Origin of the sequence: Fenollaria timonensis (assembly GCF_001457835.1) — a bacterium.
Classification (GTDB): domain Bacteria; phylum Bacillota; class Clostridia; order Tissierellales; family Peptoniphilaceae; genus Fenollaria; species Fenollaria timonensis.
In genome coordinates, this window is record NZ_LN898230.1 from 637,543 (window position 1) to 650,000 (window position 12,458).

Consider the following 12,458-nt stretch of genomic DNA (forward strand, 5'->3'; position numbering starts at 1 on the left):
TAATTGTCTTACTTATCAGAAAGGATGTGAGAATATGATTAAAAGAGGTGATATTATATATGCAGATTTATCACCTGTCATAGGCTCTGAACAAGGCGGTGTGAGGCCAGTTATTGTCGTGCAAAACGATGTCGGCAACAAGTATTCACCGACCATCATTGTTGCGGCAATTACAAGCCAACTGAATAAATCTAAACTACCGACCCATATAGAGATAGATGGACCGGAATTTGGCTTGCCTAAGGATAGTGTAATTTTGCTTGAACAGATCAGAACTATTGATAAGAAAAGATTAAGAGAAAAGATAGGCAGTGTAACTGATAAGCTTATGGCAAAGGTTGACGAGGGACTAAAGATAAGTTTAGCATTGACTAAATAATTTTTACATATAGAAAATTTAGGAGGAAATAATGAATATTAAAAGCATTTCCGTATTAGGATTAGGATATATTGGCTTACCAACAGCCACAATACTAAGTGATCATTTCAAGGTTTTTGGATATGATCCAGTTAAGGAAAAAATCGAAAAGATTAAGAATGGAACTTTAGAGATAGATGAGCCAGGACTTAAAGAAGTTCTAGACAAAGCTCTTGAAGAAGGAAGGATAGAAGTTTCAGATAGGATTCATGAAGCCGATATGTATATAATATGCGTAGGAACACCATTTAATGATGACAAGAGCTGCGACTTAAAGTACATTAAGGATGCTTGTCACGACATATTAAAAGTTATTAAAAAAGGTGATACTGTTGTTCTTGAATCAACATCGCCACCACGCACAACTGAAGATGTGGTCAAGCCTATACTTGAAAAGTCTGGCTTAAAAGTTTCAGAAGACATATATTTAGCTCATAGTCCTGAAAGAGTTATTCCAGGAAATATTTTATATGAGCTAAAGAACAACCATAGAGTAGTAGGTGGAGTAGATGCAAAATCTGCCGAAATAGTTAGAGATGTGTATAAAACTTTTGTTGATGCAGAAGTATTTACAACAGACGCAACAACAGCTGAAGTATGTAAGCTATTAGAAAACACATTCAGAGACGTCAACATAGCTCTTGCAAATGAAATGCTTAAGATTTGTGACACACTTGGAGTCAATGTGTGGGAACTAATTGAATTAGCTAATAAACACCCAAGAGTAAATGTTCATACACCAGGACCAGGTGTTGGAGGACACTGCATATCCGTAGACCCATGGTTCTTAGTAACAGCAGATAAGGAAAATTCCAAGTTAATTCATCAAGCTAGAGATATAAATGACTCTATGCCTAAGTTTACTGCGGATAAGATAAGGAAAATAGTTGATAAAGGCTCTAAGATAGCTATACTTGGTTCTTCATTTAAGCCAAATATAGATGACTTTAGAGAAAGCCCAATAACTCATCTTATTGCTTTATTGAAAGATGATTACAATGTAGCTGTTTACGATCCATTTAAGAATGATCAAATTCTTGAATTTAATGAACTTTATGATGACATACGCGCAGTAGTTACAGGCGCAGATTTATTGGTTTTAGGAGTAAATCATGGACAATTCTGTTTCCTTGACTACAAAGAAATAAAGAAAATTATGAATAAAAAGAATATTTTTGACACAAGAAACTATGTTGATAGAGAAAAAGTAGAAGCTTTAGGCTTTAATTATTATTTATTAGGTAGTGGGGAATTTGAGTAGGATATTATTTATTGCAAATCAATTCCCGCCAATAGGTGGAAGCGGTGTGCAAAGAAGTTTAAAGTTTGTAAAATACCTATCAAGGCTTGGCAATGAAGTTTTAGTTGTGTCGAAAGACGCTAGTAAGGATTTAAAAGACGATAGCTTATTAAAAGATGTTCCAGAAAATGTCAAAGTTATTAGACTTAAGGCCCATGATATTAATAACAGCGGTCTATTTAAAAAAGTCTATGCTAAGTTTTTTGCTCTTCCTGATGCAGAAGTTTTTTGGTATAAATTTAATAAAAAAGAGATAGAAAAGATAGCTCTAGAATTCAATCCAGATGTGATATATACTACAAGTTACCCATATTCGGCTCATCTATTTGGCTTATACTTAAAAGAAAAGTTTCCGAAGATGAAGTGGATAGTTGACTATAGAGATGAGTGGACAAATAATCCATTCCATTTGGATAGCTTTTCATCAAGAATGAAGATGAAAGCATCTAAAAAGACTGAGCTTGAAATAAATTCTAAGTGCGATTACTTTATTACAAACACTAGATTTATGCTCGATAACTTTATAGCAGACTTACCTGAGCTTAAGGGCAAGTCCACATATATACCGAACGGTTACGACGAAGAAGACTTTTTAGGCATATATCCTAAAGAAGAAAGCGATAAATTTACTTTTATTCACACAGGTGCTCTATATGGCAGAAGGAATTTGCATGAATTTTTATCAGCCTTAAAAGAGCTTGTAGATGAAGGTAAAATCGATAAGAATGAGATTAGGATAAATATTGCAGGCAATGTAAAAGAATCTCAAATAGAAGAGTATAAAAAAACATATAATTTTGAAAAAGAAATTAATTATCTATCTTATCTAGCTCATGAAGAGTCAATAAGAAAGCTACTTGAAGCGGATGTGCTATTGCTTCTTATTGGTAAGGGCAAAGGCTCTGAGAACTTCTACACAGGAAAAGTTTTTGAGTATCTAAGAGCATATAAAAACATTTTAGCTATAGTTCCTAAGCATGGAGCAGCAGGAGAGCTTATAGAAGAGACAAAGACTGGCCTTGTTGCAGAACCTGGAGAGACTATAGAGATTAAAAACGCTATAATGAGGCTATACGAAAACTATAAGAACGAGAATAATTATTATGGCGATAAAGAGCTAATAAAAAAATATTCAAGACAAGCACAAGCTGAAGAGCTAAACAATATTATAAATAAAATTTTGGAGGAATAAATGAAGAAGAAATTTAAGATTAATATTTTCGATATATTTATTATATTAATCTTCTTAGTGCTAATATTTTTACTTGTCAATAGAAAAAATATTAAGTCAAACATAGGTAAAGAAGAAAAAAGAACAGTTATCATCACCGCAGAAGCTAAAGATGACATTACAAGAGACGCTATCAAGGATTTGAAGCCGGGAGATAAGCTATTTGCGCAAGAAACATTTCAAGACGGCGAAATAATAAGCGTTGATATACAAGCTAAAAAGAATGAACTAGTAAAGACTAACGGTGAGATCGTTGTAGTTGACGATGCAGAATTTGTTAACCCTATACTTAAGATTAAGGCTAATGTCAACTATACTGGTCCTTACATGTCTTTAGGAGGACAAGAGATAAAAGCAGGCGTTGATATGTACGTTAAGACTAAGGATCACGCATATCTTGGCTATATAACAAATGTGGAGGAAGTAGATGAAAATAATAGATAATAAATTAAGATTATTTGGTAAAGTAAGTCTATTAGATATAATAGCTGTATTGATTGTAATAGCCTTAGTTTTCTTTGCTTCGCTAAAACTAATGAGAAAAGATGTTGCCGACATAACTTTAGGCAAAACAACTGAAAAGTATGAGGCGACACTATATTTATATGAAGATAAAGGCAATACAGATTGTATAAGAGTAGGCGACCAACTAGGCGAAATGAAAAATCACTTCGACATCTTCGTTAAAGATATTAAAAGAGAAGACTTCTATGTAAATACAGTTGATGACAATGGTGAGGTAAAAAAAGTAATTGATCCACTTAAGGAAAAGACTATAGTTACTATAGAAGGCGATTTTTCACATGTAAACAACTCGCTTAAGTTTGGCAAGCAAGAGCTAAGACTTGGCTCAACAATATTCTTAGAGTCTGACAATTATAGACTTAGTGCGCTTATAGCTGATAGGAAGAAAGTTGATTAAGATGGAAAAACTATTTAAAGAGAGCCTTTTTTATAGAATATACATCTATATACTGTCTCTACTTAGATCAAGCTTTCTATTTGACTATACAAAACCGCAATATAAACTAAGAACTTACAATGATAGTTTAAAAGGCAGTCATCTATACAAATTATTAGCTAAACTAGATGAAAAGATGTCTAGATTTTATAAAAAGTTAAATAAGGTATACAAAGAAAGCTTTATCCGTGACATAGTCGATAAATTTAATACTGCATTTCATGAGTCAATCATTTACAAGGGCTTTATTAAGCTTACTGGTGTAAACTACTTTGGCTTTATTTTTGTTTTAGTAATTGTAGCATATATATTTACTGACTATATAATCAGAAGGATACCTGGACTTAGCTCGTTTGCAAACTACTGGGATGAATTTTACTTTTTATTCATGGTTTTTTATATAGCAATGAGAAGGATGAACTCAAATGGAAGCATTAGATATAATTTCACTCCATTTGGCTTTGTGCTAGCTGTATACTTCATTCTAGGTGTAATACATGTGCTTGTAGTACAACCGAACACTAAGATAGCTATAGAAGGCTTTAGAGCTATGTTCCAACACATTCTATGGTACTACATCTTTGTACAATTTTTAACAAATGAAAATATTGTCAAGACAAGTTCAAAGTTTATAATGCACGGCGGATTTTTACTCGGTTTACACGCCTTATATCAATTCATATTCAAAGTCAAAATGCCAGGCAACTGGATTGACTCAAGCGAATCAATAAAGGTAAGAGCCTTTTCAATAGTAGGCTCGCCTAATATACTTGGCGTACTATTTGTACTAATAATACCACTTGCAATAGCTTTATTTTTAATTGAAAAGAATAAAAAATCAAAAGCCATATATTTTATTGAAGTCATGGTTATGCTCTTAGGATTACTATTAACATACTCAAGAGGCGCGTGGATTGCCTTTGCACTAGCCATCTTCGTCTTTATACTATTTACAAATGTGCGTGTACTTACGCCATTCGTAATACTCGGCTCTTTGTTTATAGTTTCAGGCAACTCACTATCAACAAGATTATTATACATGCTAACACCAGAATACATGTTTAAATCAGCTAGTGGAGGCAGGATATATAGATGGACAATTGGCTTAAAAGTTTGGTCAAAGCATAAGTTTTGGGGCGTTGGCCTTGGTAGATATGGCGGAGCAGTTGCTTTAAATAACGATTTATCGCCATTTTACTTAGATAACTACTACTTAAAAACACTTGTCGAAACAGGCTACTATGGTATATGTGCAATAGGTTTTATGATACTTGGATTTTTAATATCTACATTAAAAGTAGTTTTTACACAAAAGAACTTAGATAATAAGATACTAGCATGCGGACTATTTTGCGGCGCTTTAGGCGTCTTAATTCAAAACTCTGTTGAAAACATATTTGAGTTCCCAGCTATGATCATATATTTTGTTATGTATGCAGCACTTATCATGGGACTAAGAAATAAAGGAATTGATTATGAAAGTACTTCATCTAATTAGTGGCGGAGACACTGGCGGAGCAAAGACACACATCATAAATCTGCTATGCGGTTTAAAAGACAAAGTAGAAGTAAAATTAGTTTGCTTTATCTATGGACCTTTTGCTGAAGACTTAAAAAAGCACGGTATAGACGTAGAGGTCATTGAACAAAGAAGCAGATTTGATTTTTCTGTCGTTAATAAGCTCAAGGACCTTATTGAGAGTGAAAATTATGAGATAGTTCATTCACATGGAGCAAGAGCTAACCTTATAAGCTACTTTTTGAAGAAGAAAGTCAATGCTAAGTTTATAACTACAGTTCACAGCGATTATTTATTAGACTTTAAAGATAATTTTTATAAGAATATAGTTTTTACCAATCTTAACAAGTTTGCCTTAAAAAGATTTGACAATTACATAGCAGTTTCTGATAGTTTTAAGGATATGCTTGTAAGTAGAGGCTTTGATAAGAATAAAATATTTACTATATATAATGGTATATTTTTAGAAGATAGAGATATTAAGGACAAAGAAAGCTATTTAAAAGAAAAAAATATTGCTTATAAGGATAAGTTCATAGTCGGTATCTTAGCTAGACTAGATAAGGTTAAAGACCACGAGACATTTTTAAGAGCGGCAAGAGAAGTAATTGATAAAGATAAATCAGTCATATTCTTAATTGCGGGAGACGGTCAAGATAAGGAGCACTTATTGAGCCTAAGTAAAGAGCTAGCTTTAGAAGATAATGTTTATTTCTTAGGCAACGAAGAGCATCCATACGATTTTCTTAACGCGATAGATATAAATGTCTTATGCAGTTTGAGTGAGTCATTCCCATACGTTATCATGGAGGGAGGCTCATTAAAGAAGGCGACCATTGCATCTAAAGTTGGTGGTATACCAAAGATCATACTTGACGGAGAGACAGGAAAATTATTCGAAAAACAAGATTACAAGGCCTTAGCAGCGCACATACTTGATTTAAAAAATAATGCTGATGAGCGAAAAAAGCTTGGCGAAAATCTTTATAATAGAATAATTGATAATTTCACTCACATCAAGATGGCTGAGAAACATGTAGATATTTACAAGAAGATAGTCTCAAAGAAAATAATTATGTCGGGCTACTTCGGCTTTTCAAACTCGGGGGATGATGCTATACTTAAATCAATTATAGAATCATTTAAGTCATTGGATCCTTATCTAAATATTAAAGTTCTATCAAAAGATCCAGACTTAACTGAGAGGGAATATGGCGTAGCTGCCGTTGATAGATTTAAATTCTTTGATGTAAGAAAAAGTTTAAAGGCAGCTGATATGCTTATAAGTGGTGGCGGAAGTTTACTTCAAGACAAGACAAGTTCAAGATCAATTTGGTACTACTTGTTAATTATGAAGCTCGCTAAGCGCTACAAGAAAAAAGTTTTTGTCTACTCCAATGGTGTTGGGCCTATAAATAAGAGATTTAATAGAAATATCACACGAAGAGTACTTAATAAAGTTGACTATATTACGCTTAGAGACAAGGACTCGTATGATTTTATAAAGTCCATCGGCGTTAACAATCCAAATATAAAAGTCTTATCAGATCCAGTCTTTAATTTAAAAGAGGCTAGCGATGAAAGTGTTCACAAGAAATTTGATATAAATGAGGATACAGTTTTGGTCTCAATTAGATCGTGGATGGATGACGAAAAGCTTATAGCTGAGCTAAGTAAGTTTTTAAACTACCTTATTGATGAGGGCAAAAACATCGTCTTTATGCCTATGCAAACACCTAGAGATACGACTATCTCAGAAAAAATTGCGGCAAATTTAAAATCAAGTAAGATTATCAATGAAAAGTATCCAGTTGAGATACTCATGAGTCTTATGAAGAACGCTGACTTTATCGTGGCCATGAGGCTTCATGCTATGATATACGCAATACATCAAAACGTGCCATTCATTGGTCTTTCTTATGATCCAAAGACAGAGACACTGCTAAAAGACTTTGATGAGAGCATAAACATCGACGTTGACGCAATTAATTATGATGATTTACTAAAAGCGTATAAGTACATTAAAGAGAATAGAGAAGCTTTTATCTCTAATTTAAGTACTATTAATGAAGAGAATAAGAAAAAGGCGATAGAGGCAAGTAAGCTTGCACTAAAACTTTTAGAGGATGATGCTAATGGACATTAAAATATTAGGTGTTAGAATAAATAATATTGACATGGATGAGACCATGAACAAGATAGATGGTTTTTTTGATAGTGATGAACTAAATTATATATATACGCCAAATCCAGAAATAGTTATGAGAGCAGGAAGAGATGAGGAGTTTAAGAAAATTATTAACTCAGCCTCACTAAACTTATGTGACGGAATTGGATTAATAATTGCATCAAAACTAAAAAAGAAGCCACTTAAATCAAGAGTAACCGGCTACGATACATCAATTAAGATCTTAGAGCTAATGAATGAGAAATGCCTCTCACTATTCTTATTAGGAGCTAAGCCTGGCATAGCTGAAAAAGCTATTGAAAGAATCAATCATGATTATCCAAACATCGTCATAGCAGGCTACAACAACGGATATTTCAATGGTAGCCACAACGGTCACGCTTCATGTTACGAAGAAGAGGCTTTAATACAAAAGATAAATGATTCAAAGGCAGACGCCATCTTCGTAGGTATGGGCGCTGGCTACCAAGAAAAATTTATCTATTATAATAAAGATAAATTAAAAACCAAACTAGCTATTGCTAATGGCGGCGTCATAGATGTACTGGCAGGCAATGTCAAGATAGCACCAGCTTTTATAAGAAAAATAGGGATGGAGTGGCTATATAGGTTAATCAAAGAGCCAAAACGATTTAAACGACAATTAGATATACCAAAATTTTTAATTAAGATAATATTTACAAAAAACGCAGTAGAGTATATAGATAAAGAATAATAGGAGGTTAATATGGACGTTAAACAAAAGGTGATAAACACAATTAGAGTTCTATCAGCTGAAGCGATAGAGAAGGCAAATTCAGGCCACCCTGGCTTGCCACTAGGAGCAGCGCCAGCAGCATTTACATTATTTAATGAGCACTTAAAACACAATCCAAAGAATCCTGATTGGATAAACAGAGACAGATTTATCTTATCTGCAGGACATGGATCTATGCTTTTATACTCACTACTTAATTTATATGGCTATGGCTTAAAGATCGAAGACTTAGAAAATTTCAGACAATTTGACTCACTTACACCAGGTCACCCTGAGTACATGCACACAAAAGGCGTTGAAGCAAGCACTGGACCACTTGGCCAAGGTATTGCTATGGGTGTTGGTATGGCGATTGCTGAAAGGCATTTAGCAGCATTATTTAATAAAGATGATAACAAGCTTATTGACCACATGACCTATATACTTTGCGGCGATGGCTGTCTTCAAGAAGGTATCTCAAACGAAGCATCATCCTTAGCAGGAACACTTAAGTTAAATAAATTAGTTGTTTTATATGACTCAAACAACATTACCATAGAAGGAGATACAGAAGTAGCTTTCACTGAAAATGTCAGAGCAAGATATGAAGCACTTGGCTGGAATACTTTATTAGTTGAAGATGGTAATGATATCGAGGCCATATCAAAGGCTATAGCTGAAGCAAAGAAGAGCACTGATAAGCCAACACTAATCGAAATCAAGACTAAGATAGGTTTTGGCGCAACTGGCAAGGAAGGTACTGCAGGCGCTCACGGCGCACCGCTTGGAGCTGAATCACTTGCAGCACTTAGAAAGAATCTTACTTATGAAGAAGAAGGCTTTAATGTGAGTCAAGACGTTCTTGATTACATGAAAGAAAAGTGCGAAGAGCTTGATAAATATGATGAAGAATGGCACAAGCAATTAGAAGCTTATAAAGCTAAGTATAAAGCTGATTATGACAAGCTTATGAGTTTCTATGACGGAGAAGTAAGTGAAGAAGTATTAAAGGCTTGTACTGATATAGAGCTTAAAGACGACGCGTCAAGAGCTTCATCTGGAAAAGTTCTTAACAAAGTAAGCCATGTATTAGAAAATATAATAGGCGGTTCAGCAGACTTAGGTCCATCAAACAAATCAGTAATGAATGATGAAAAGTACTTCTCAAGCGAATGTCCAGAAGGAAGAAACATTCACTTTGGTGTTAGGGAACATGCAATGGCAGCTATTTGCAATGGTATTTTATTACACGGTGGTCTAAGATCATATGCGGCAACATTCTTAGTCTTCTCAGACTATATGAAGCCATCAATAAGACTAGCATCACTAATGAATTTACCAGCTATATATATATTAACTCACGACAGCATAGGCGTTGGCGAAGACGGACCAACACATCAACCTATAGAGCACTTAGCTATGCTTAGAAGTATACCAAACATCAACGTAATTAGACCTGCTGACTCAAGAGAAGTAATTTACGCTTGGCAAAGCGCACTCATGAGCAAAGAAACACCAACATGCTTGATACTTTCAAGACAAGGACTAAAACTTCTTGACAATTCATCTGAAGAAGCTTTAAAGGGCGCATACATTGTTCATAAAGAAGCAAAGGATGCAATCGACGCTATAATCATAGCTACAGGATCAGAAGTAGCTTTGTCAATAGAAGCAGCTAAGGATTTAGAAGCAAAAGGCAAATCGATAAGAGTTGTTAGTATGCCATCACAAGAGATATTCTTAAGACAAGATAAAGAATACATCGAAAAGATACTTCCATCAAATGTTAAGAGAAGAGTATCAGTTGAAGCACTTTCAACAATGCCTTGGGGCAAGTTTGTCGGCTTAGAAGGTACTGCAATAGGTATCGATAGATTCGGTTCATCTGCGCCAGGAAAAGTATTATTCGAAAAATACGGAATTACTAAAGAACACGTTGAAGAAGAAGTAAGTAAACTTATAGAAAAATAGTTAAAATTATAAAACCCTCTTTACTCATTAGAAGTAGAGAGGGTATTTTTATGCGTAAAAACAATTAATAATTTATAGAAAGTACTTGACTTTTCTTATGAAATATGATATATTCGAGTTGAAAATATTAAGATAAATGAAAATGAAATAGGAGGTATAATATGGATTTATCAAATGGTGAATTACAAGTTATGGAGCTTCTATGGCAAGGAGATGTTTTAGATGAGAACGGAGAAATACAAGCTTTAGAATTGTCCAAAATTTTAAAAGAAAAATATGGAATTAGTAAAACTTCTGCTTATACATTCATCGGCAGATTAATAGAAAAGGGAGTCTTGGATAGGCGTTATCCAAAATATACGATTAGTATTATTATGTCGCGTGAAGAAACTTTACTTAGTAAGCAAAAAGAAGCATTTCAAAAATTGTTTAAAGGATCTCTTGTAAATATGTGTAAAACATTTTTAAGCACAGAAAAAGTTTCAGAAGAAGAACTTGAAGAAATGAAAAACTTATTAGAAAATTTTGAGGTAGAGGATAGTAAAGGTGATAGTAGACATATATAATGAATATGCTTTGCTAAAAAGTTTTAAAAGTTTCTTGCTAATAATATTAATTTTACTCGTAAGAAAATATTTAAACAAAAATGCTTTTAAATCAGCAAGTATTATTTTATGGGCATTCTTATTTATATACTTAATATGTCCATATCAAATTTTAATCAGAATTGAAGAATTTAACTCCAATAAGGTATTTAATTTTATATTATACATCTTAAGTTATATTGACTCAGTTATAAGATTAATGTCACAGAAGGCAAGTTATGTATTATATCCAATTAATCGTTATATAGTAACAGTGATTATTTTGTGCTATGTTCTATATAAATATATAAAATTTAATTATAAATTGCAACAATAAGTTAGCCACCCAGACATCATATAGACTAAATGTATAGTATAGCTTAAAAGTATTTATTTTTATTAAACTAGATACTTTTAAGCTGTTTTATTTCCTTTATGAACTCTTCTTTTGCAGTTTTGTAATTAAAGATTTTTCTTGGCAAATTATTCATCCACTCGTTTATTCTGTATATTTTTTCTTTTGATACTTCTTCTATTGATGTGCCTTTTTGTATAAATCTTCGTATTAATTTATGTTGACATTCACTAGTTCCTCTTTCCCATGATGTATATGGATGACAAAAATATATATCTACATATTCTGCTAATTCTGATAAGCTTGAAAATTCTGAACCATTATCTGATGTTATACTTTTAAATATTTCTTTGTTTAACTGCGCATTATCTTTTAAGAATTTAAGTCCAATGTCTACTGCATCGGGTGTTTTTCCATGTATTTTTATCAGCTTTTCATATCTTGTTTTTCTTTCTACTAATGTAAGTAGTACTGGATCTGTCTTTTTCTTTTTACCTATAACTGTATCTATTTCCCAGTGGCCGAATTCTTCTCTTGTTTGTATTTTATCTGGTCTTTCTTCTATGGATATGCCAAGCTTTTTCTTGTTTTGTCTTGTTCTTCTTGTGCTATTTTTGTTTTTTCTCTTTACTTTTTCTAGTAGATCTATATTTTTTGTTTTCATTAGTGACTTATTTATCCAGTTGTAGAGGCTTTTTGTTGATGGTATTTCTGATGATGGAAAGAGTCTATTTGCTTTTGCGTATCCAACACATACATCTGGAGACCATTTATCTTTTAACATTTTATTGTCTGCCCATTTAAGAAATTCGACTATATCTATATATTTTGGTCTTCTTCCGCAAGAAGATCTATTGTTTATATATACCTCATAATTAGTTAAGGCAAAGTATTTTTCATCGTAGTAAGTATATGTTTTGTTATTACTTTTTATTATTCTCTTTTGCTTTACTGTGCCTTTCTTTATTGCGTTGTTTATTGTCTGCGGGGCTCTATTTAGCCTTCTTGCTATCTCTCTGTTGCTATGTCCATCTATTTTCCATGCCTGTATTAATGACATTTCATGTAGTGATAGATGTGAATTTTTCTTGCGTTCTGTAAATTCTATGGTATAATTTATATGAGTCATGTGTACCTCCGTATAGTTGTTTTTTTGTTTGTTACTAATACTATACCATATGTACACATGATTTTT

11 protein-coding genes are annotated in these 12,458 nt (G+C 33.1%); 10 read left to right on the forward strand and 1 reads right to left on the reverse strand.

The window, feature by feature from the left end; translation table 11 throughout:
• Nucleotides 1-34: 34 nt before the first annotated feature.
• The 10 genes from BN3004_RS06075 (at nt 35) to BN3004_RS06120 (ending at nt 10,890) form a co-directional block, all read left to right on the forward strand.
• On the forward strand, nt 35-379 hold the full coding sequence (locus tag BN3004_RS06075) for a type II toxin-antitoxin system PemK/MazF family toxin (RefSeq protein WP_058260310.1): 345 nt from the start codon (nt 35-37) through the stop codon (nt 377-379).
• 31 nt (nt 380-410) lie between these two features.
• On the forward strand, nt 411-1,679 hold the full coding sequence (locus BN3004_RS06080; protein ID WP_058260311.1) for a nucleotide sugar dehydrogenase: 1,269 nt from the start codon (nt 411-413) through the stop codon (nt 1,677-1,679).
• A gap of 46 nt (nt 1,680-1,725) precedes the next feature.
• Nucleotides 1,726-2,910 (forward strand): glycosyltransferase, encoded by a 1,185-nt coding sequence (locus BN3004_RS06085; protein ID WP_058260312.1) that lies wholly within the window; start codon nt 1,726-1,728, stop codon nt 2,908-2,910.
• The gene (locus BN3004_RS06090; protein WP_058260313.1) at nt 2,911-3,393 is read left to right on the forward strand and encodes a DUF4330 family protein; all 483 of its coding nucleotides are present in this window, start codon (nt 2,911-2,913) and stop codon (nt 3,391-3,393) included.
• On the forward strand, nt 3,377-3,871 hold the full coding sequence (locus tag BN3004_RS06095) for a DUF4330 domain-containing protein (protein ID WP_058260314.1): 495 nt from the start codon (nt 3,377-3,379) through the stop codon (nt 3,869-3,871). Before BN3004_RS06090 ends, BN3004_RS06095 begins: the two co-directional genes overlap by 17 nt.
• 1 nt (nt 3,872) lies before the next feature.
• On the forward strand, nt 3,873-5,408 hold the full coding sequence (locus tag BN3004_RS06100; protein WP_242854206.1) for an O-antigen ligase family protein: 1,536 nt from the start codon (nt 3,873-3,875) through the stop codon (nt 5,406-5,408).
• On the forward strand, nt 5,386-7,575 hold the full coding sequence (csaB, locus tag BN3004_RS08455) for a polysaccharide pyruvyl transferase CsaB (protein ID WP_196792488.1): 2,190 nt from the start codon (nt 5,386-5,388) through the stop codon (nt 7,573-7,575). The genes BN3004_RS06100 and csaB overlap by 23 nt, the downstream gene beginning before the upstream one ends.
• A complete protein-coding gene (locus tag BN3004_RS06110; protein WP_058260316.1) occupies nt 7,565-8,332 on the forward strand; it encodes a WecB/TagA/CpsF family glycosyltransferase in 768 nt (255 codons plus the stop codon). Before csaB ends, BN3004_RS06110 begins: the two co-directional genes overlap by 11 nt.
• 12 nt (nt 8,333-8,344) lie before the next feature.
• Nucleotides 8,345-10,324 carry a transketolase gene (gene tkt / locus BN3004_RS06115; protein WP_058260317.1) on the forward strand — a complete coding sequence of 660 codons (1,980 nt, stop codon included), beginning with the start codon at nt 8,345-8,347 and terminating at the stop codon, nt 10,322-10,324.
• Between the two features lie 161 nt (nt 10,325-10,485).
• Nucleotides 10,486-10,890, forward strand: coding sequence for a BlaI/MecI/CopY family transcriptional regulator (locus tag BN3004_RS06120; protein WP_058260318.1), 405 nt, complete (start codon nt 10,486-10,488; stop codon nt 10,888-10,890).
• A gap of 422 nt (nt 10,891-11,312) precedes the next feature.
• Here BN3004_RS06120 and BN3004_RS06125 read toward each other — a convergent pair whose 3' ends face one another.
• Nucleotides 11,313-12,392: an IS30 family transposase gene (locus BN3004_RS06125; protein ID WP_058259272.1), complete on the reverse strand. Its 1,080-nt coding sequence runs from the start codon at nt 12,390-12,392 to the stop codon at nt 11,313-11,315.
• Nucleotides 12,393-12,458 lie beyond the last annotated feature (66 nt).

Excerpts from the sequence above, each read along its gene's own strand:
- BN3004_RS06075 (WP_058260310.1), top strand. The coding sequence starts at position 35 with ATGATTAAAAGAGGTGATATTATATATGCAGATTTATCACCTGTCATA.
- BN3004_RS06080 (WP_058260311.1), top strand. The coding sequence starts at position 411 with ATGAATATTAAAAGCATTTCCGTATTAGGATTAGGATATATTGGCTTA.
- BN3004_RS06090 (WP_058260313.1), top strand. The coding sequence starts at position 2,911 with ATGAAGAAGAAATTTAAGATTAATATTTTCGATATATTTATTATATTA.
- BN3004_RS06095 (WP_058260314.1), top strand. The coding sequence starts at position 3,377 with ATGAAAATAATAGATAATAAATTAAGATTATTTGGTAAAGTAAGTCTA.
- BN3004_RS06100 (WP_242854206.1), top strand. The coding sequence starts at position 3,873 with ATGGAAAAACTATTTAAAGAGAGCCTTTTTTATAGAATATACATCTAT.
- csaB (WP_196792488.1), top strand. The coding sequence starts at position 5,386 with ATGAAAGTACTTCATCTAATTAGTGGCGGAGACACTGGCGGAGCAAAG.
- BN3004_RS06110 (WP_058260316.1), top strand. The coding sequence starts at position 7,565 with ATGGACATTAAAATATTAGGTGTTAGAATAAATAATATTGACATGGAT.
- tkt (WP_058260317.1), top strand. The coding sequence starts at position 8,345 with ATGGACGTTAAACAAAAGGTGATAAACACAATTAGAGTTCTATCAGCT.
- BN3004_RS06120 (WP_058260318.1), top strand. The coding sequence starts at position 10,486 with ATGGATTTATCAAATGGTGAATTACAAGTTATGGAGCTTCTATGGCAA.
- BN3004_RS06125 (WP_058259272.1), bottom strand. The coding sequence starts at position 12,392 with ATGACTCATATAAATTATACCATAGAATTTACAGAACGCAAGAAAAAT.